Below are 19,867 nucleotides of genomic sequence, written 5' to 3' on the forward strand. Positions count from 1 at the left end.
CGGGCAACCGCCGAGGGGCGGAGAGTATTCCCGGTCGAGTGGTGCGATCTGCGCTCCGTCACGCAGCGAGAGCCGGCCGAGGGCCGGCGTGCGGCGGGGGCCATCTCGATGGCGGCCGCCGGTCAGGAAGCCACGATACCGCCCACCGCCGACACTGCAGGGGCCACGGATGCCGCTGCGGCGGCCACCTCCTCGGCGCTCGCGTCGCGGCCGAGCGTGAACCGCACGGCGGTCTGCGCGACCTCGGCGGGCAGTCCGATCGCGGTGAGCACGTGCGACGGCTCGTCGCTCCCCGCCGCGCAGGCGGACCCGCTCGAGCCGACGACCCCGCGCTGCTCGAGCTCGAGCAGCACCGCCTCGCCGCTCGTGCCCGGGAAGACGAACGACGCCGTGCCCGGCAGCCGGTGCACCGCGTCGCCCGTGAGCCCGGCCGACGGCACGTCGGCGAGCACGCGGGCGATGAGCGCATCGCGCGCGGCCGCGACCCGCGCGGCGGCCTCCTCGCGCTCGGCCTCGGCCAGGCGCAGTGCGGTCGCGAGCGCGACGGCGCCGGCCACGTTCTCGGTGCCCGAACGCCTGCCCCGTTCCTGGCCGCCGCCGTGCAGCACCGGCTCCAGGGGCATCCGCCCTCGTGCCGCCAGCACGCCGGAGCCCTTCGGCGCGCCGACCTTGTGGCCCGAGAGCGAGAGCGCGTCGACGCCGAGCGCGCCGAGGTCGAGCGGCAGCCATCCGGCGGCCTGCACCGCGTCGGTGTGGATCGGCACGCCGCGCGCGTGCGCGACCGCCGCGAGCTCGGCGATGGGCTGGACCGTGCCGATCTCGTTGTTCGCCAGTTGCACGCTCACGAGCGTCGTGTCGTCGCGCAGCACCGCGGCGAGCTCGTCGGGGGAGACCCGGCCGCCGGCGTCGACCCCGAGCATCGTCACCTCGAAGCCGTGCACGCGGGCCAGGAAGTCGACCGACTCGAGCACCGCCTCGTGCTCGATGGGGGTCGTGACCACGTGCCGGCCGCGCGGGGCGCCGAGCGCGATGCCCTTGATCGCCAGGTTGTCGGCCTCGGTGCCGCCCGAGGTGAAGGTGACCGCGCCGGGACGGCAGCCGAGCACGCGCGCCACCTCGGCCCGCGCGTCGGCCAGCGCCGCCGCGGCGGCCTCGCCGACCCGATGGTGGCTCGACGGGTTGCCGAAGTCGCCGGTCAGGTAGGGCCACATCGCCTCGAGCGCCTCGCGGCGCACCGGGGTCGTGGCGGCGTGGTCGAGGTAGATCACGGTCCGCCGACCACCACGTCGAGCCCGAGGTCGAGCGAACGCACGCTGTGCGTGAGCGCGCCGACCGAGATGACGTCCACCCCCGTCTCGGCGATCGCGCCGACGGTGTCGAGGTTCACGCCGCCGCTGGCCTCGACCACGGCACGCCCGTCGACGAGCGCGACGCCCGTGCGCAGGTCGTCGAGCCCGAAGTTGTCGAGCATGATCGTGTCCACGCCCGCGGCCAGCACGGGCTCGACCTGGTCGAGCCGGTCGACCTCGACCTCGAGGTGCGCCGTGTGCGGCATCCGCTCGCGCACCGCCAGCAGGGCGTCGGTCACGCTCGAGCCGTCGGCCGTGAGCACGGCGAGGTGGTTGTCCTTGGCCATGACCGCGTCCGACAGCGAGAAGCGGTGGTTGCGGCCGCCGCCGTCGCGCACCGCCTGGCGCTCGAGCACGCGCAGTCCGGGCGTGGTCTTGCGCGTGTCGACGATGCGGGCGCGGGTGCCGGCGACGGCGTCGACGTAGCGGGCCGTGAGGGTCGCGATGCCCGACATGCGCTGGGTGAAGTTCAGGCCGATGCGCTCGGCGCGCAGCACGGCCCGTGCGGGGCCGGCGACGCTCGCGAGCCGGTCGCCGGCGTTGAAGCGCGCGCCGTCGGGCACGACCTGCTCGACCGCGATGCGCGGGTCGACGAGGCGGAACGCGGCCGCGAACACCGCGCCGCCGCTCATGACGCCCGGCTCGCGGGCGACGAGGTCGGCGCGGGCCTGCGCGGTCGCGGGGATGAGCGTCTCGGAGGTGAGGTCGCCCCAGGGAGCGTCCTCGTCGAGCGCGGCCTGCACGATGCGGTCGAGCTGGGCGGGGGTGAGGGCGGTCATGCGGCCTCCGGGAGCGCGCCGAGCGCGGGATCGCGTTCGGGGTGGTCGAGTCGGTGGTGCGCGCCGCGCGACTCGCGGCGGGCGAGCGCGGCGTCGACGGTGAGGCGGGCGAGCAGCAGGAGGTTCGCGTCCTCGATCGCCTCGACCGCGGGCGCCGGCTCCGCCGGTTGCGCGAGAGCCCAGTCGTCGAGCAGGGCGGATGCCCCGGCGAGGCCGTCGCCGGAGCGCTCGAGGCCGGCGCGGGTCCACATGAGGTCCTGCAGCGCGGCGCGGGTGAACGGGCCGGCGGCGCTCGACCGCGGGGCGGCGCCCTCGGTGCGGAGCTGCGCCCGGCTCGCCGCGTGCGCGTGCGGGAACGGCTCGCCGAGCACCCGTCCCGCACGGTCGGCGAACACCGCCGCCTCGAGCAGCGAGTTCGATGCGAGCCGGTTGGCGCCGTGCACGCCCGTGCGCGCGCACTCGCCGATCGCGAACAGGCCCGGCACGCTCGTGCGGCCCCACAGGTCGGTCGCGATGCCGCCCATCGCGTAGTGGGCCGCGGGCGTGACCGGCACGGGCTCGCGCGACCAGTCGTACCCGGCGGCGCGCGTGGCCGCGTCGATGCCGGGGAACCGGCGCGCGAGGAAGGCCGCGCCGAGCGCGGTCGCGTCCAGGGTCGCCGGCGCGTCCCCGTGGCGGCGCATGGCGGCGGCGACCTCGCGGGCGACGACGTCGCGCGGGGCCAGCTCGGCGAGCGGATGCCGCGACGGCATGAAGCGCTCGCCCGAGGCATCCCGCAGCACCGCGCCCTCGCCGCGCACGGCCTCCGAGATCAGCGGCGTGCCGGGGGCCGCGAGCGCCGTCGGGTGGAACTGCGTGAACTCGAGGTCGTCGACCCGCGCGCCGGCGCGCCACGCGGCGGCCACCCCGTCGCCGGTCGCGACCGCCGGGTTCGTGGTGCGGCCGTAGAGCTGCCCGGTACCGCCCGTCGCGAGCACCACGGCGTCGGCCGGCCGGTCGACGTACTGCCCGCCGATGAGCAGCCGCACGCCGCAGGCGCGGCCGCGGCAGGTCAGCACGTCGGCGAGCATGGCGTGCTCGACCAGCTCGACGGCGCGCGAGCGCACGGTCGCGACGAGCGCGCGCTGGATCTCGGCGCCGGTCGCGTCGCCGCCCGCGTGCACGACGCGTGCCCGCGAGTGCGCCGCCTCCAGGCCGCGCGCGAGGCCCGACTCGTCGCGGTCGAACGCGGCGCCGAAGCGGATCAGGTCGCGGACGCGCGCCGGACCCTCCTCGCACAGCACGCGCACCGCCGCGGGGTCGCAGTGGCCCGCGCCCGCGCGGAGCGTGTCGCGCACGTGCGCGTCGACCGAGTCGTCCGCGAACAGGGCTGCGGCGATGCCGCCCTGCGCGTGGCGCGTGCTGCCCTCGTCGAGCGTTCCCTTCGTGACGACGGTCACGCGGTGGCCCGCGTCGGCGGCGCGCACGGCGGCGAGCAGGCCCGCGAGCCCGCTGCCGACGACCACGACGGCGGCCATGTCAGTCCGTCGGCTCGGCGGCGGGCGCAGCGGCGGGCGAGGCGATCGCGTCGGAGACGCGCGTGCCCGCCTTCGCGACGGCGCCGGCGGGCGGCTTGGCCGCCAGCATCCGCTCGAGTGCCACCCGGGCGTGGCCCGCCACCTCGTCGGGCACGGTGATGGGGTTCACCGTGCGCCCCTCGACGAGCTCCTCGAGCACCCACGCGAGGTACCCGGGGTGGATGCGGTACATGGTCGAGCACGGGCACACCACTGGGTCGAGGCAGAAGATCTCGTGCTCGGGGTGCTCTGCGGCGAGACGCTGCACGAGGTTGATCTCGGTGCCGATCGCGAAGCTCGAACCGGCCGGCGCCGCCTGGATCGCCTTCACGATGAAGTCGGTCGAGCCGTAACCGTCGGCGGCGTCGACCACCGGCATCGGGCACTCGGGGTGCACGATGACCTGCACGCCCGGGTGCTCGGCGCGCGCGGTCTCGATCTGGTCGACGGTGAAGCGCTTGTGCACCGAGCAGAAGCCGTGCCAGAGGATGACGCGGGCATCCTGCAGCTCGTCCTCGGTCGAGCCGCCGAGCGGCTTGCGCGGGTTCCACATCGGCATCTGCTCGAGGGGCACGCCCATCGCCTTCGCCGTGTTGCGGCCGAGGTGCTGGTCGGGGAAGAACAGCACGCGCTGCCCGCGCTCGAACGCCCACTCGAGCACCGTCTCGGCGTTCGACGAGGTGCAGACGATGCCGCCGCGCTCGCCGCAGAAGCCCTTGAGCGCCGCCGACGAGTTCATGTACGTGACCGGGATGACCGGCACGCGGCCGTCGGCGTCGGGCTCGGTGCCGTAGACCTCCTCGAGCTGCTCCCAGCACTCCATGACCGAGTCGAGGTCGGCCATGTCGGCCATCGAGCAGCCGGCGGCGAGGTTCGGCAGGATGACGTCCTGTTCGGGCGTCGACAGCATGTCGGCGGTCTCGGCCATGAAGTGCACGCCGCAGAACACGATCGCCTCGGCCTCGGGCTTCGCCTTGGCGGCGTTCGCGAGCTGGAACGAGTCGCCCACGAAGTCGGCGTGGCGCACGACCTCGTCGCGCTGGTAGAAGTGGCCGAGCACGACGACCCGGTCGCCGAGCGTGGCCTTCGCGGCCTCGATGCGCTCGTGCAGCTCGTCCTGCGAGGCGGCGCGGTACGACTCGGGCAGGTCGCCCTGGCGGGGCGAGCCGGTCGGAATGACGTCGCCCATCGACGATCCCGGGCCGTAGCCGATCGGGCCGCGGTCGAACTCCCACGGTCCCTTCGCGAGCTCGGGCGTGCAGGTCTCGCCGGCCGTCGCGCCGGTCTGGATGAGCCGGATGCTGCGGTCGACGGATGCCGCGCGGCGGACCTGTGCCTCGTCGCGGGCGGGGGGCGTTGCGATGGTCATGCTCTCATCCTCGGGTGGGGCAGGATCGGGTCGGTCTCGCCCCGATCGGGGTGCGCGCCGTTGCCGAGCGCGCGGGTTCTGGCGAGCGGCCCGGCGTCGGCCAGGTCGATCGAGGCGTCGTAGCGGTAGAGCTTCGGCGGCCGGTGCGGGGTGCCCGACAGGCGCTCGCCGGTGTCGACGAGCGTGCCGGACGCTTCCATCGTGCGACGGAAGTTGGCGGGGTCGAGCCGGCGCTGCAGCACGGCCTCGTGCACCTCGCGCAGCTGCGCGAGGGTGAAGGTGTCGCCGAGGAACGCGTGCGCGATGCGCGCGTACTCCATCTTCGTGCGGAGGCGCCAGAGCGCGTACTCGACGATGCGGTTGTGGTCGAAGGCGAGCCGGCCGAGCGCATCGGCGGCGCACCAGCGCACGTTCTCGTCGGTCGTGGCGCGCTCGGCCTCGTCCGACTGCACGAGCGCCCAGTACACGACCGACACGACGCGGCCGCCGGGGGAACGCCCCAGGGCGCCGAACGTGTAGAGCTGCTCGAGGTACTTCGGCGCGAGGCCGGTCGTCTCGCCGAGCGTCCTGGCCGCGGCATCCGACAGCTCCTCGTCGTCGGGCAGCCAGCCGCCGGGCAGGGCCCAGTCGTCGAGATAGGGGTCGCGGGTGCGGCGCACGAGGGGAATCCAGAGCGAGGGCAGGCCGGATGCCTCGTCGCGGCGCAGCGCGAAGATCACCGTTGACACGGCGAGGCGCGCGTCGTGCGTGGGCACGGGCTCCACCGGCATCCGCTCACCCCCTAAATGTCACTCTGACTCGAAGCTCCCAGCCATCTTAGTGTCACCCTGACCCGAACACAAAACCGTGCCCGCGAACTTCCAGACCCGTCAATTCCCTGCACTCTGGCGAGCCAGACCGCAGTTTCCTGACGGGTCTTGCGCGTCGGGTCACGTAGGTGGCTCGAGACCCGTCAGAAAACTACGCTCCCAGCGGGGAGAGCGCAGTTTCTTGACGGGTCTCAGCGGGGCGGGAACGAGATCGGCTGAGTCTCTGGGTATTCAGGTGCGGGACATGCGGAGTCTGCGTTCGATTCGCTCCACCGTGTCGCGGGAGGCCGTCGTCGTGAGCGTCGCGTCAACGTCGTCCGAGGTCAGGCGGATCATGTGCCAGCCTGCGTCCTGGAGCCGTTCGATGCGTCGGATGTCACGACGGAAGCGTTCGCGCTCGCGATGCGAGTCGCCCTCGTACTCCACTCCGAGAAGGTCGTCCGGGTACGCGAGGTCGATCTCGGCGATGAGCTCGCCCTTCTCGTCGACGACTGGGTGGTTCAGCACCGGCTCCGGCAATCCTGCACGGCAGAGCATGAGCCGAGCTTCGGTCTCCTTCGGTGAACGGGCGCCCGCGCGCACGTCGACGAGTGCATCGCGGGCGCGAGCCGCTCCGCGAAGGCGCGGCGTTCGCTCGATCGAACGCTGGAGCGCCTCGTCTTCGGTGAGGGCAGGGAGATCGCCGTAGGACCCGCGGGGCGACACCAAGTAGTCGCCGACCGCGATGAGCTCGTCGACGGAGAGCATCCCGGCGAGGTGGCGCCAGGTGGTCGGAGCATCCGTCACTGGCAGACCATCGACCTCGATGACCTTGGTGCATCGGCTCGACAGCTCGTGCCCGACGACCCCGCGAGTGCGGGGCCCGCGCCACTTCCCGACGCTCGAGACGTGGACACGCGGGTCTCGTTCCAGCCTGCGGGGGAGAGGACAGCCCAAGAGCAGTGCGGCCGTGGTGTGGCTGAAGCACTGGCCCTCGGCGAGTCGCACCTGATAGGCCGACGCGAGCGGTGGTGCGTCTTGGGCGGACCGAACCCCGTGGAACGGAGCCACGATGTCGGATGCGGCGAGCCGCCGATGCCCGACGCCGTGCTGCGCGGCATCCCCAGTCGTGAATGACACGCGGGACACGAGATCGGCGGGGAGTCGGCTCGGACTTCGCATGCGGACACGGTCTTCCAACGAGCCGGACTTCGGCGGTGCCGCATGCGCTCACCCCCCGAGTGAGTGCCCGTTCGCACCTGTGGAGGACCAATGCCCGGGTCGCCGATACAAGACCCGTCAAGAACCTGCGTTCTCAGCGCTGGGAGCGCAGGCTCTTGACGGGTCTCGAGGCCACGGGGACGGGTCGTGCGCGAGACCCGTCAAGAAACTGCGCCATGAGGCGCGAGAGTGCAGGAGATTGACGGGTCTGGGGCCGGACTGGGATCAAGCGGCGCGCAGGCGGGGATTCGCGGGTTCGATTGGTAGGCTGTGCGCACAATCGCATATCGGGCCATCGACGCGTTGCGGGAGAGCCGGCTGGGCCGGCACCGAAGGAGCAAGCCTCCCCGCCAATCTCTCAGGTCACAGACCGCAGCGAGCAGGCCGCTCTGAAAAGCGGATGCCACGAGCATCCCGCCCACGGTGAAAGCGACCCCACGGGTCGTGAAACTCTCAGGCAGATGACAGAGGGGGAGTTCTCGACCGCGGCGACTGCCGCGCGCGCCGTGCGACGACAGGAGAACTCCGTGACCGAACGCCTGAGCCCCCTCGATGCGATCCACCGCGCCGCCGGCGCGACCTTCACCGACTTCGCGGGCTGGCAGATGCCGGTGCGCTACTCGTCCGACCTGGCCGAGCACAAGGCGGTCCGCACGGCGGCCGGCCTGTTCGACCTCTCGCACATGGGCGAGATCGTGGTCGTCGGCCCCGAGGCCGACCGCGCGCTCGACTACGCGCTCGCCGGGAAGCTCTCGGCCAGCGCCGAGGGCCAGGCGAAGTACACCCTGCTGCTCGCTCGCCACGGCGGCGTGATCGACGACCTCGTCGTCTACCGCACCGGCGCCGACCGCTACCTCGTCGTCGCCAACGCGGCCAACGTCGCCCACGTCGCCGACGAGCTGCGCGCCCGCACCGCCCCGTTCGACTGCGAGGTGTTCGACGAGTCCGACGACATGGCGCTGATCGCCGTGCAGGGCCCCAAGGCGCTCGATATCCTCACGAGTACCGCCGGATTCGGCATCCAGGGCGACGGCAACGACCACGACGACTTCGTGGATGCCGTGAGCGGCATGAAGTACTACCGCGCCGTCGCGGCCGAGTTCGCCGAGCAGCCGGTGCTGGTCGCCCGCACCGGCTACACCGGCGAGGACGGCTTCGAGCTCTACGTCTCGCCCGACCAGGCGCCCGCCCTCTGGGAGGCGCTCGCCGAGGCGGGCGAGGCGCACGGACTCGTTCCGGCGGGCCTCGCGAGCCGCGACACGCTCCGCCTCGAGGCGGGCATGCCGCTGTACGGCCACGAGCTCACGCGCGACACCTTCCCGGCCCAGGCGGGCCTCGGCCGCGTGGTCGCGCTCGGCAAGGAGGTCGACTTCGTCGGCCGCGCCGCGAGCGAGGAGGGGCCGGCGGCGGATGCCCCGGTGCTGGTCGGACTCGCGAGCGAGGGCCGACGCGCGGGCCGCGCCGGGTACGCGCTCTTCGACGGCGAGGGGGCGGATGCCTCCGAGGCCGGCGTGATCACGAGCGGCGCGCTGTCGCCCACGCTGGGCCACCCGATCGCCATGGCCTACGTCGCCCCGCGCCACGCGGCGACGGGCACCACCCTGTACGTCGACGTGCGCGGCACGCGCATCGCCGCGTCCGTCGTCGACCTGCCGTTCTACCGCCGCGAGAAGTAATCCCGCCGCCCACCGGCATCCGCCGCCCGCCAGCCACCACGAACCGCACCGCACGAGCACCGCGAACCACCACCCGAGGGGAACCCCATGACCGACCTGAACGACCTGAAGTACACCAGCGACCACGAGTGGGTGCTGATCGACGAGGACCCCGCCGAGGGTGTCGACGCCGGCGGCGTGGTGGTGGGCATCACCGCGTACGCGGCCGACAAGCTCGGCGACGTCGTCTTCCTCGAGCTGCCCGAGGTGGGCACCGCCGTGGCCGCCGGTGAGGTCGTCGGCGAGATCGAGTCGACGAAGTCGGTGGGCGAGCTGATCTCGCCGGTCGACGGCACGGTCACCGAGGTCAACGAGCGTGCGGTCGAGGAGCCCGAGCTGCTCAACAGCGACCCGTTCGGCGACGGCTGGCTGATCAAGGTCACGGTCGCGGAGGTCCCCGCCGACCTGCTGAGCCTCGAGCAGTACCGCGAGGTCACGGGCGAGTGAGCGACACGTACGACCTCGACGCCTTCGGGCGCCGGCACATCGGCACCACCCGCGACGACCAGCGCCTCATGCTGGCGACGCTCGGCTACGACTCGCTCGACGCGCTCGTCGACGCGGCCGTGCCGAGCGCGATCCAGATGCGCGAGGTCATCTCGTCGTCCATCCCCGAGGCGGCCACGGAGCGCCAGGCGCTCGCCGAGCTGCGCGCGCTCGCCGACGAGAACACCGAGCGCACGTCCATGATCGGCCTCGGCTACTTCGGCACCATCACCCCGGCCGTGATCCAGCGCAACGTGCTCGAGAACCCGTCGTGGTACACGGCCTACACGCCGTACCAGCCGGAGATCTCGCAGGGTCGCCTCGAGGCGATGCTCAACTTCCAGACCATGGTCGCCGACCTCACCGGGCTCGACACGGCGAACGCGTCGATGCTCGACGAGGGCACGGCGGTGGTCGAGGGGATGCTGCTGGCCCGACGCGCATCGAAGGCGAAGACGAGCCGCTTCGTGGTCGACGCCGACGCGCTGCCGCAGACCCTCGCGCTGCTGCGCTCGCGCGCCGAGGCCGTGGGCATCGAGCTCGCGGAGCTGCCGCTCGCCGAGACCGACGCGGCCGAGCTGGGGGAGTGCTTCGGCGTGTTCGTGCAGTACCCCGGGGCATCCGGTCGCATCTGGGACCCGTCGGCCGTGTTCGAGGCCGTGCACGCGGGCGGCGGGCTCGCCGTCGCCGCGGCGGACCTCCTCGCCACGACGCTGGTCACCCCGCCCGGCGAGCTCGGCGCGGACGTCGCCGTCGGCACCTCGCAGCGCTTCGGCGTGCCGATGGGCTTCGGCGGGCCGCACGCCGGCTTCATGGCCGTGCGGAAGGGCCTCGAACGACAGCTGCCCGGCCGGCTCGTGGGGGTGTCGCAGGATGCCGCGGGGCATCCGGCCTACCGCCTCAGCCTCCAGGCGCGCGAGCAGCACATCCGCCGCGAGAAGGCCACGTCGAACATCTGCACCGCGCAGGTGCTGCTCGCCGTGATGGCCTCGATGTACGCGGTGTACCACGGCCCGCGCGGACTGCGCGCGATCGCCGCCCGCACCGCCGGCATGGCGCACCTGCTCGCCGGGTGGCTGTCCGACCTCGGCCAGACGGTCGTGCACGACGCTTACTTCGACACGATCCGCGTGGTCGTGCCCGGCACCGCCGACCGCGTCGTCGAGCGCGCCCGCGAGCTCGGAGTGCACCTCTGGGCCGCCGACGAGGCGACCGTGCAGGTGTCGGTCGACGAGACCACCACGTTCGACGAGCTGCACCTCGTGACGCGCGCCTTCGGCGGGCCCGAGGAGCGGGGCGACGCCGCGCTCGGCGCCACCGCGATCCCCGACGCCCTCGGCCGCACCACCGCTTACCTCGAGCACCCGGTGTTCAACACGCACCACTCCGAGACGGCGATGATGCGGTACCTGAAGCTGCTCGGCGACCGCGACTACGCGCTCGACCGCGGCATGATCCCGCTCGGCTCGTGCACCATGAAGCTCAACGCGGCCACCGAGATGCAGGCCGTGACCTGGCCGGAGTTCGCCAACCTGCATCCGTTCGCCCCCGAGGCCGACGTGGTCGGCTCGCTCGCGCTCATCGAGCAGCTCGAGTCGTGGCTCGCCGAGGTGACCGGGTACGACACCGTCTCGCTGCAGCCGAACGCGGGCAGCCAGGGCGAGCTCGCGGGCCTGCTCGCGATCCGCGGCTACCACCGCGCGAACGGCGAGGCCGAGCGCACGGTGTGCCTCATCCCGCAGAGCGCGCACGGCACCAACGCGGCATCCGCCGTGCTCGCCGGCATGCGCGTGGTGGTCGTGGCCTGCGACGACCGCGGCAACGTCGACCTCGACGACCTGCGCGCGAAGATCGACGCCAACGCGGCCGAGATCGCGGCGCTCATGATCACCTACCCGTCGACGCACGGCGTCTACGAGCACGACGTGATGGACATCACGCAGGCCGTGCACGACGCCGGCGGCCAGGTCTACGTCGACGGCGCGAACCTGAACGCACTGCTCGGCACCGCCCGGTTCGGCGACTTCGGCGGCGACGTCTCGCACCTGAACCTGCACAAGACGTTCTGCATCCCGCACGGCGGCGGCGGCCCCGGCGTCGGCCCGGTCGCGGCGAAGGCGCACCTCGCGCCCTACCTGCCCGGCCACCCGATGGCCCAGCGCGCCGACCACCGCGAGCTCGTCCACGGCGGCGGCCCGGTCTCGGCGGCGCCCTACGGCAGCCCGTCGATCCTGCCGATCTCGTGGGCGTACATCCGCATGATGGGCTCCGAGGGGCTGCGCGAGGCGACGGCCGCCGCGGTGCTCGCCGCGAACTACGTCGCGGAGCGCCTGCGCGAGCACTTCCCGGTGCTGTACACGGGCGACAACGGGCTGGTCGCGCACGAGTGCATCCTCGACGTGCGCCCGCTCACCCAGGCGACCGGCGTCACGGTCGACGACGTGGCGAAGCGCCTGATCGACTACGGGTTCCACGCGCCGACCATGTCGTTCCCCGTCGCGGGCACGCTCATGGTCGAGCCGACCGAGTCGGAGGACCTGGCGGAGCTCGAACGCTTCGTCGAGGCGATGATCGCGATCAAGGCCGAGGCCGACGCGGTGGGCCGGGGCGAGTTCCCCGCCGACGACAACCCGCTGCGCAACGCCCCGCACACGGCCGAGTCGATCGCGGTCGGCGAGTGGACGCACCCGTACACCCGCGAGCAGGCGGTCTTCCCGGTGCACTCGCTCGTGCGCACGAAGTACTGGCCGCCGGTGCGCCGCGTCGACCAGGCCTACGGCGACCGCAACCTCGTCTGCGCGTGCCCGCCCGTGGAGGCGTTCGCGTAGGGGCCGAGCGGATGCCTCGGGCGGGCCGCCTCAGTGCCGGCTCGCCCGCGCGGCGCCGGCGAGTGCTGCCGCCTCCGTGCGCGAGCCCACGCCGAGCTTCCGCAGCACGGCGGAGACGTGCACGCTCACGGTCTTGCCGCTGATGAAGAGGCGTTCGCCGATCTCGCGGTTCGACAGGCCCGCGGCGACGAGGTCGAGCACCTGCTGCTCGCGGGCCGTGAGCTCGGCGTCGGCGCCGCCCGCCTCCGGGGCGCCGACTCGCAGTCCGGCGCGGCCGGCGACGTCGTCCGCCATCCGCACGACCAGCCCGCTGCCGAGCGCCTCGGCCTCGGCGCGCCCCTGCGCGATCCGCTCGGCGGCGCGCTCGCGCTCGCCGGCGTCGAGAAGCGCGGTGCCCTGGCGCACCAGCCCGTAGCCGAGCAGGTGCCGGTGCCCCTTCCCCTCGGCGAGGAGGTCGAGCGCGGGCTGCCAGACGCCGGCCCGCTCGGCCGGGTCGTCGGTCAGTTCGGCGAGTGCGATCGCGGTCCAGACCGGCGCCGACTCCCAGCCCTGCAGCGTTTCGAGCGCGGTCCGCAGGTCGTCGGCGGGTCGCGGCGGTGCGATGCCCCGATCGCGCATCGCACCGATGATGCGCGCGGCGAGGGCGAGCAGCAGCAGCCGGTCGGCGGGCCGGTCGTCGCGCCCGTCGAAGATGATCGGCTCGAGGCGGGCGAACGCGGCCGCGGGGTCGCCGTTCGCGAGCAGCAGCTCCGCCTCGTCGTACGCGGCGCCGGTCTCCACCTGGCGTTCGATGCGCCCGACCTCGTCGCGACGGCCGCGGATCATCCGGTTCCAGTCGTTCGCCGCATCGAGGTCGCCCGACCAGACGAGCATCCAGAGCTGCATGTGCTCGAGGAACCGGCGGAACGCCATGGGGGCGTCGGAGCGCAACGTGCGTTCGAGCACACGACGCGCCCGGTCCCACTCGCCGATGGCGAAGAGCGGCTCGGCCGCGTTCGACGCGAGCATCACGCCGGTGCCGCGCTCCTCACCACGTTCGCGCGCCTCCTCGAGCGCCGTCTCCGCGACCTCGACCGCCTCGCGGTAGCGGCCGAGCTGGAGCAGCGAGTCCGACAGGTTGATCGCGAGGCGCACGCGCGGGGCCCAGTCGTCGCCGGCGAACTCGCGGGCCTGGGCGAACCGCTCCATCGCCTGTTCGACGCGACCCCGGTCGACGAGCGCGACTCCGGCGATGTTGGCGCCGATGGAGGCCGCGCGGCGACCGTCCTCGCCGACCGATGCCCCGACCTCGAGTGCCCGCTCGGCGATGTCGAGCGTGTCGTCGCTGCCCTGCATCATGTGCGCCGCGCTCAGGTCCGCGAGGATCTCCGCGCGGACCACGAGCGCCTCATGCGACGGGTCGTCGGCGATGAGCGCGAGCCCGCGCTCCATGAGCGTCTGCGCGCCGGGCTCGCCGATGCGGTACAGGTCGCGCCCGTTGTCGCCGAGCAGGCGAGCCATGAGGAGCGGGTCCTCGCCCGCGGACTCCATGGCGAGTTCCGTCAGGGGAATCGCGCGCACGGCGCTGCCGGCAGCCCGATGCGCGTGCGCCGCCGCCTGGAGCAGGTCGACGCGCGACATGCCCGCGGTCTCCTCGGCGTCGGGCACCTGGTCCCAGATGTCGATCATGCGCTCGGCCATGGCCGCGACCGTCGACATCGCGTACGTGCGCTCGGACTCCTCGATCGCCCGCCTGGCCGCGGCGAACGACTCGTCGAACCGCCGGGCGGCGAGGAAGTGGGTCGAGACCTCGACGTCGACGCCCGGCCCGGGGCGGTCCTGCAGCGCCTCCGCGTACCGCGCGTGGTGCCGCGAGCGCTCGCCGGGCATCAGCTCGCCGTCGACCACCTCGCGAACCAGCGCGTGGCGGAACGCGTAGCCCGATCGGTCTGCGACGACCAGGCCGCCGTCGACCGCCTCCCGGATGGCCCGCTCCATTCGCGCGGACTCCCCGTCGTGCACGATCTCGAGCAGGTCGTGCTCGACGCGCAGCCCGCCGACCGCCATCAGCCGCAGCGCCGCGCGCGTGTCGGCGGACATCCGCTCGTAGCGCGCGGCGAGCAGGTCGGTGAGCGAGTGCGGCAGGTCGTGCGGGTTGGCCCCCAGCAGTTCCTCGACGAAGAACGGGATGCCCCCGCTCCGCTCGGAGAGCTCATCGACCCGGTCCGCGTGGGCGGCGCCCGCCATCTGCGCGACGTCGTCGCGGGTGAGGCGCGGCAGCTCGATGCGCGAGACGGCGCGGAGCCGGTCGAGCTCGGCGAGGTCGGTGCGCAGGCGGTGCCCGCGCGGCAGTTCGGCCGTGCGCGCGGTGAGCACGAGCATGGCGCGGGCGTCGCGCAGCAGGCGGATGGCGTACTGGACGACGGCCATCGTGGAGGCATCCGCCCAGTGCACGTCCTCGACGACGAGCACGAGCGGACGCTGCTGGGCGAGTCCCTCGACGAGTCGCAGAAAGCCCTCCTCGAGCAGGCCGGCACCGCCGGACGGGTGGGCATCGCCGCCGCCGGGGAAGAGCGTGCGGAGGGCGTCGGAGGAGGGGCCGGCGGCGTCGCGGGCCGCCTGCTCGCCGAACTCGCGCACGAGCGCGCGCACCACCTGGCGGATCGGGATCAGCGGCGCTCCGGCGTCCGCCAGCTCGATGCACTGGCCGCGCGCGACGAACGGCTCCTCGAGGCCGGACGTGAACTCCTCGACGAGGCGGCTCTTGCCGATGCCGGCCTCGCCGCCGACCAGCACGACCCGCGTCTCGCCGCCTCGCGCGGCCTCGTACGCATCGCGCAGAGCCTGCATCTCGGCGCGCCGACCCGCCATGCTGCGAGTCGGTGCGGCGCCCACGGCGTCATCCTCCCACAGCGACGCGGCCCGCGGTCGGTGCCACGGGCCGCGTGCCGGTGTGCGGTTCAGAGGTGCCGGGTGCGCATCACCGCGGCGTCGTGGTGCACGCGGGCGAGGTGCCGGATACGCAGGCGGCGGCGTGCCCGGCGGAAGGCACGCACGAGTGCGCGGTCGATGCGGTGCCAGGCGTGCTCCGGGAGCTGGCCGCGTTCGGCGGCGACGCGGCGGTGCTCGAGCTCGACCGCCTGGCGCTTCGCCTCGTGGGCGTAGAGCGACTCGGCGATGACGGTGTTCGCGTAGTACATGATCCGATTTCCCCCTCGTGTGCGGTGCGTCGGGATCGCGCCGCCACCACTTCAGACTGCCGCCACCCACCGACCTCCGCATCGGAGCGTGCACCGGTCCTGTGGTCGGTCAGCGAGGACACCGGCTCGGTGCCCGCCGGGCGCGTGCGTCGGTGCCAGCAGCGTCGCTCGTGCGTGCGGACACCGAGGTCGCTCGGGTCCGCATCGCCGGCTCCGACGCCTCAGGACGCGCGGCTCTCCGCACCCGTACGGGCGAGCACGGCGGCCTCGGTGCGGCTGGAGACCCCGAGCTTGCGCAGCACGGCGGAGACGTGGACGCTCACGGTCTTGCCGCTGATGAACAGCCGCTCGCCGATCTGCCGGTTCGACAGCCCCTCGGCGACGAGGTCGAGCACCTGCCGCTCGCGGGCGGTGAGCGCGTCGTCGGGTGGGGGCTCCTCGCGGATGAGCGCGCCGCGCCGGGCGACGTCGTCGGCGAGTCGCACGATGAGGCCGGCCCCCAGCGCTCGCGCCGCGTGGTCGCCGTCGCGCAGCGATGCTGCGGCCGCGATCCGGTCACCGTTCGCCAAGAGGCTCTCGGCCCTGCGCACGAGTGAATAGGCGTGCAGGTGTCTGTGCCCGTGGTCGTCGAGCATGGAGGAGGCGGCGTCGGAGAACCCCTCGGCTGCCCGCTCCGGGTCCGGTTCGAGTTCCGCGCGGATGAGGGGTTCCCAGGCGGGTGCCGACTCCCAATCGTGCAAGGGCGAGAGGGCCGCGGAGAGGCGGCGGGCGACGGGACCGACGTCCGCGCCCGCGGAACGCAGGGCGGCGACGGCTCGTGCGCCGCAGGCCAGCAGGTGCAGTCGGTCGGCCGCGCGGTCCGTCATGCCGTCATGGGTGAGCGGACCGACCACCGCGAGGGCGCGGTCCGCGTGGCCGTCGGCAAGGAGCTCCTCGGCTTCGTCGATGGCGAGGCCGAACTGCAGCTGCCGTTCGAACCGGGCGACCTCCGCGAGCCGTCGCCCGAGCCTCTCCCGCAGGACGCGGGCCTCGGCGAGCTCGCCCCGCCAGTGCAGCATGCGCCAGCGCATGCGCTCGAAGTACCGCTGTCCGTCGCGCCACTCGTCCCGGACGTCGGCCGTCGCGATCACTCCGTCGGCCGTCTCCCAGTCGCCGAGGGCGACGAGCGCCTCGGCGGCGTTGGCCGAGAGGGCGGTCCCGGCCGCGGCTCCGAGCACTCCGCGGCGACGCGCCTCGCCGATGGCGCCGAGGGCGAGATCCCGGGCCCGCGCGTGGCGCCCGAGCAGGATCATGGCGTCGGAGACGTTCACCGCGTACCGAACCCGATTCCGCCAGGCCACCGGGTCCATCGCGAGCGAGCGCTCGAAGCGGTCCAGCGATTCCTCGACATGGCCCGACGCGAGGAGCACCGACGCTGCGAGGTTGTCGGCTCGTGCCGCCTCGTCCGAGCCGTCCGCGCCGGCGGCGGGACCTTCCGCAACCGCCGCGTCGGCGGCGGCGAGCGTCCGCTCGAGGTCGCCGAGTATCAGGTACGCACCGGCCTGTGCCGTGAGCACTCGCACGCGCTCCAGCGGTGCCGCCGGCGTGTCGTCGGCATCGACCAGTGCGAGCGCCTGCTCGAGCAGCCGCTCCTCGCCCGGGCGCCCGAGCATGGACCACAGCGCTCCCTGGGCCCGGATCAGAGCGGACCGCGTGGTGAGGTCGTCCGGCTCGACGATCTCGAGGCACTGCTCCACCAACTCGAGCGCCCGTGCGTCGTCGCCGACGTGGGAGTGCAGGTCGGCAACCCTTCGTGCGACGCCGATCCGGTCGTCTCCCGCTCGACCATCGGGGTCGGCGACCACGTCCCACAGCTCGAGGACTCGGTCGCCCATGGCGGCGGCGGTGGTCAGGGCGAAGCTCGATTCCGCGTCCTCGAGGCCCCGCAGCGCCGCGTCGAACGAACGGTCGAAGTCACGCGCCTCGAGCCAGTGACCGGATGCCTCGACGGCGGCGCCGCGCTCGTCTCGACGATCGTCCAGCAGCTCCGCGAAGCGACGATGGTGGCGTGCGCGCTCGCCGGGGAGCAGATGGCCCTCGATCACGTCGCGCAGCAGTGCGTGACGGAACGCGTATGCAGTCGCGTCGGCGACCACCAGCCCGCAATCGAGCGCCTGCCGCATCGCGTCCTCGAGCGCATCGTCGTCCAGTCCAGCAGCGGTGGCGAGGTCGGCGTGGTCGACCCGTATGCCGCCCACGGCCATGGTCCGCAGCACCCGGCGCACCTCCGGTGGTACGGATTCGTAGCGTGCGGTGAGGAGGTCGTCGAGCGAACGTGGAACACTCGCGTCCGCCGCATCCATCTCCTCGACGAGGAACGGCACGCCTCCGCTGCGCCGGTGCAGTTCGTCGGCACGCGCAGGATCGGTGCAGAGACGTGCCACGTCGTCGCGGTCGAGCGGCGCGAGCTCGATGCGGACCGCCCGGGGGAGTCGCTCGAGCTCGGCGAGCACCCCGCGCAACGCGTGACCGCGGGGTACGTCGGGCGTCCGCACGGTGAGCAGCAGCAGCAGGCGCGCGTCCGCCGCCGCGCGGGCGAGGTAGGCGAGCGCGTGCACGGACGGCGTGTCAGCCCAGTGCAGGTCCTCGATCACGACCACGACGGTCTGCTCGTCTCCCGTGGCGGCGAGCGCGGAGGCGAGCGCCTCGTAGAGCATCCCCGCTCCGCCACCGCTCGCGGACCGGCCCGGGCGAAGCGCGTCGAGCGCGTCGGTCCCGCCGGCCGCGTCGCGGAGGCCCTGGTCGCCGAGCACGTCTGCGAGGCGGCGCACGATCGGGCGGAGCGGCTGGAACGGAAGCCCGTCGTCGCCGAGGCCGACGCATCGGCCGATCAGGACGAGCGAGTCGTCGCCTACGCGCGCGAGGAACTCCTCGACGAGGCGGCTCTTGCCGATGCCGGGTTCGCCTCCGATGACGACGCACCTGGTGTCCCCGTCGGCAGCGGCGTGCGCCGCGTCGAGCAGCACGGTGAGCTCGGCGTCACGGCCGACCATCGTGTTCCGCGTTGGGACGTGGGTCATGTCCGCTCGCCTCCCATGGCGCCATCCGGCGGTGCCGCACCGGGGCGGGCGCTGCCGGCGCCATCGTCCCACAGCCGGCCGCGCCGCACACGACCCCATCCGGGGCGCATGCGGCCGCGCATCCGGATCGGGGAGGCAGGAGTCACGCGTGACGGTGGTTCCGCGAGGCGAGCCGGACGCCGGCGAGGGCTGCCGCGATGCGGGAACGGATGCGGGCGACGAGCCCCGCGCGCTCGGGGGTGCCGGCGGCGGCGGCGCGCTCGGCGATCCGGCGGCGGCGCTCGACCTCCAGGGCGAGGTCGGCGGCGCGGTGGCGGTCGAGCTGGGCGGCGACGTGGGTGGTGGCGAAGTCCATGATCTGCTCCTCGGGTCCGGTGCTGCATCGGTCGAAGCATCCGAGATTCCTCCCTGAGGTGCCTCACCCGGATCGGGCAGGTGCCCTAGATGGGGCCTCAGATTGCCCGGCATCAGCCTCAGAATGCGCCTGCGCTGCCTCAGGCGGCGCAGCACCTCACCGTGGAGCGCACGTCAGGCCGAGGGCACCCCGAACAGCGTCGGCCACCAGGCGACCGCCAGCGGATACCCGATGAACGAGGCCATGTCGATGATCCAGTGCGCGATCACGAGCGGCATCGTGCGACCCCAGCGGGCGTAGCACCAGCCGAAGACGACGCCCATCGCGACGTTGCCGACGAACGGGCCGATGCCCTGGTACAGGTGGTACGTGCCGCGCAGCAGCGCGCTCGCGCCGATGATGCCCCAGGTGCCCCAGCCGAGCTCGCGCAGGCGCGTGAAGAGGTAGCCGACCACGATCACCTCCTCGACGAGCGCCGCGCGCAGCGCGGAGAGGACCAGGATCGGCACGGTCCACCAGAAGGTGTCGAGGGGGGACGGCACGACCGTGACGGTGATGCCGAGCGCGCGGCCGGCTGCGTAGAGCGCGAGGCCGGGCACGCCGATGACCGCGACCAGCGCGACGCCGCTGCCGAGGTCGCGCCACGGCCTGGTGAGGTCGAACCCGATGCGGCGGAAGGCGCTGCGGCCGGGCTGCCAGAGCAGGTAGAGCACGAGGGCGACCACGAAGAGGTCGAAGAACACGTCGAGGAACTGGTACGTGAAGTCGAGCCACTCGCGGTCGGAGCGCGAGGCGTTGATCGAGGCCGTCTGGTCGCCCAGGGGCGTCTCCGCGGTGAGGCGGGCCGTGATGGCGACGACGGAGTAGACGGCGGATGCCCCGAGGGACAGCCCGAGCACGATGACGAGCTCCCAGATCGTGCGTGAGTGGGACGCTTGTCCCACTGGGGCGGATCCAGTCGAACCGTTTGTCCACATGCCGTCGATCCCCATTCCCTGCGATCAGCGCTCAAATGAGCATTTGTCGACTATTCGTTGCACGAGGGCCGCGAACGACGCTCGAATCGTGCGTCATTCGCAAAGAAACGCTTCGCTCGTTACTACTCGGTAACGAATTCCGCCTCAAGTTGGAACCACCCCCGAGCCGACTTAGAGTCTCTCTCATTGGTGTCGGCCGGCGCTCT

The 19,867-nt window shown here is 73.3% G+C and carries 14 protein-coding genes and 2 riboswitches; of the genes, 3 read left to right on the forward strand and 11 right to left on the reverse strand.

Annotated elements, in window-relative coordinates; all coding sequences use genetic code 11:
- Positions 1–122: 122 nt before the first annotated feature.
- From QMG39_RS13165 to QMG39_RS13190, 6 genes are all read right to left on the reverse strand, one after another.
- Complete coding sequence (locus tag QMG39_RS13165; RefSeq protein WP_281885713.1) at positions 123–1,268, reverse strand: cysteine desulfurase family protein; 1,146 nt, start codon at positions 1,266–1,268, stop codon at positions 123–125.
- Positions 1,265–2,128 (reverse strand): carboxylating nicotinate-nucleotide diphosphorylase, encoded by an 864-nt coding sequence (gene nadC / locus QMG39_RS13170; RefSeq protein WP_281885715.1) that lies wholly within the window; start codon positions 2,126–2,128, stop codon positions 1,265–1,267. Before nadC ends, QMG39_RS13165 begins: the two co-directional genes overlap by 4 nt.
- The gene (nadB, locus tag QMG39_RS13175; protein WP_281885717.1) at positions 2,125–3,645 is read right to left on the reverse strand and encodes an L-aspartate oxidase; all 1,521 of its coding nucleotides are present in this window, start codon (positions 3,643–3,645) and stop codon (positions 2,125–2,127) included. The genes nadC and nadB overlap by 4 nt, the downstream gene beginning before the upstream one ends.
- Position 3,646: 1 nt before the next feature.
- Complete coding sequence (gene nadA, locus QMG39_RS13180; protein WP_281885719.1) at positions 3,647–5,053, reverse strand: quinolinate synthase NadA; 1,407 nt, start codon at positions 5,051–5,053, stop codon at positions 3,647–3,649.
- Positions 5,050–5,823 carry an NUDIX hydrolase gene (locus QMG39_RS13185; RefSeq protein WP_281885721.1) on the reverse strand — a complete coding sequence of 258 codons (774 nt, stop codon included), beginning with the start codon at positions 5,821–5,823 and terminating at the stop codon, positions 5,050–5,052. The genes nadA and QMG39_RS13185 overlap by 4 nt, the downstream gene beginning before the upstream one ends.
- Positions 5,824–6,093: 270 nt before the next feature.
- Positions 6,094–6,648 (reverse strand): putative endonuclease domain-containing protein, encoded by a 555-nt coding sequence (locus tag QMG39_RS13190; protein ID WP_281885723.1) that lies wholly within the window; start codon positions 6,646–6,648, stop codon positions 6,094–6,096.
- Positions 6,649–7,358: 710 nt separating this feature from the next.
- Positions 7,359–7,445: riboswitch (glycine riboswitch) on the forward strand.
- Position 7,446: 1 nt separating this feature from the next.
- Positions 7,447–7,537, forward strand: a riboswitch (glycine riboswitch).
- Positions 7,538–7,589: 52 nt separating this feature from the next.
- Between QMG39_RS13190 and gcvT the strand changes: the two genes are divergently transcribed.
- The 3 genes from gcvT (at position 7,590) to gcvP (ending at position 12,091) form a co-directional block, all read left to right on the forward strand.
- Complete coding sequence (gcvT, locus tag QMG39_RS13195) at positions 7,590–8,738, forward strand: glycine cleavage system aminomethyltransferase GcvT (protein WP_281885725.1); 1,149 nt, start codon at positions 7,590–7,592, stop codon at positions 8,736–8,738.
- An 87-nt stretch (positions 8,739–8,825) separates the two neighbouring features.
- A complete protein-coding gene (gene gcvH, locus QMG39_RS13200; protein ID WP_281885727.1) occupies positions 8,826–9,224 on the forward strand; it encodes a glycine cleavage system protein GcvH in 399 nt (132 codons plus the stop codon).
- A 68-nt stretch (positions 9,225–9,292) separates the two neighbouring features.
- The gene (gene gcvP, locus QMG39_RS13205) at positions 9,293–12,091 is read left to right on the forward strand and encodes an aminomethyl-transferring glycine dehydrogenase (protein WP_373878353.1); all 2,799 of its coding nucleotides are present in this window, start codon (positions 9,293–9,295) and stop codon (positions 12,089–12,091) included.
- 30 nt (positions 12,092–12,121) lie between these two features.
- On the opposite strand, the gene QMG39_RS13210 is transcribed toward gcvP, so the two are convergent.
- The 5 genes from QMG39_RS13210 to QMG39_RS13230 all read right to left on the reverse strand — a co-directional run bounded on the left by QMG39_RS13210 (position 12,122) and on the right by QMG39_RS13230 (position 19,661).
- Positions 12,122–14,941: an ATP-binding protein gene (locus tag QMG39_RS13210; protein WP_281885730.1), complete on the reverse strand. Its 2,820-nt coding sequence runs from the start codon at positions 14,939–14,941 to the stop codon at positions 12,122–12,124.
- 89 nt (positions 14,942–15,030) lie between these two features.
- A complete protein-coding gene (locus QMG39_RS13215) occupies positions 15,031–15,270 on the reverse strand; it encodes a hypothetical protein (RefSeq protein WP_281885732.1) in 240 nt (79 codons plus the stop codon).
- Positions 15,271–15,491: 221 nt separating this feature from the next.
- Positions 15,492–18,329 carry a helix-turn-helix transcriptional regulator gene (locus QMG39_RS13220; RefSeq protein ID WP_281885734.1) on the reverse strand — a complete coding sequence of 946 codons (2,838 nt, stop codon included), beginning with the start codon at positions 18,327–18,329 and terminating at the stop codon, positions 15,492–15,494.
- 142 nt (positions 18,330–18,471) lie between these two features.
- Complete coding sequence (locus QMG39_RS13225) at positions 18,472–18,684, reverse strand: hypothetical protein (protein WP_281885736.1); 213 nt, start codon at positions 18,682–18,684, stop codon at positions 18,472–18,474.
- 173 nt (positions 18,685–18,857) lie between these two features.
- Positions 18,858–19,661: a CPBP family intramembrane glutamic endopeptidase gene (locus tag QMG39_RS13230; RefSeq protein ID WP_281885738.1), complete on the reverse strand. Its 804-nt coding sequence runs from the start codon at positions 19,659–19,661 to the stop codon at positions 18,858–18,860.
- Positions 19,662–19,867: the final 206 nt, after the last annotated feature.

The sequence above is a fragment of the Agromyces rhizosphaerae genome, assembly GCF_027925245.1.
Classification (GTDB): Bacteria; Actinomycetota; Actinomycetes; order Actinomycetales; family Microbacteriaceae; genus Agromyces; species Agromyces rhizosphaerae.

Coding starts and splice junctions, on each gene's coding strand:
- nadC (WP_281885715.1), bottom strand. CDS start 2,128: ATGACCGCCCTCACCCCCGCCCAGCTCGACCGCATCGTGCAGGCCGCG.
- gcvP (WP_373878353.1), top strand. CDS start 9,293: ATGCTGGCGACGCTCGGCTACGACTCGCTCGACGCGCTCGTCGACGCG.
- QMG39_RS13225 (WP_281885736.1), bottom strand. CDS start 18,684: ATGGACTTCGCCACCACCCACGTCGCCGCCCAGCTCGACCGCCACCGC.
- QMG39_RS13210 (WP_281885730.1), bottom strand. CDS start 14,941: ATGGCGGGTCGGCGCGCCGAGATGCAGGCTCTGCGCGATGCGTACGAG.
- QMG39_RS13215 (WP_281885732.1), bottom strand. CDS start 15,270: ATGTACTACGCGAACACCGTCATCGCCGAGTCGCTCTACGCCCACGAG.
- nadA (WP_281885719.1), bottom strand. CDS start 5,053: ATGACCATCGCAACGCCCCCCGCCCGCGACGAGGCACAGGTCCGCCGC.
- QMG39_RS13230 (WP_281885738.1), bottom strand. CDS start 19,661: ATGTGGACAAACGGTTCGACTGGATCCGCCCCAGTGGGACAAGCGTCC.
- nadB (WP_281885717.1), bottom strand. CDS start 3,645: ATGGCCGCCGTCGTGGTCGTCGGCAGCGGGCTCGCGGGCCTGCTCGCC.
- QMG39_RS13220 (WP_281885734.1), bottom strand. CDS start 18,329: ATGACCCACGTCCCAACGCGGAACACGATGGTCGGCCGTGACGCCGAG.
- gcvH (WP_281885727.1), top strand. CDS start 8,826: ATGACCGACCTGAACGACCTGAAGTACACCAGCGACCACGAGTGGGTG.
- QMG39_RS13185 (WP_281885721.1), bottom strand. CDS start 5,823: ATGCCGGTGGAGCCCGTGCCCACGCACGACGCGCGCCTCGCCGTGTCA.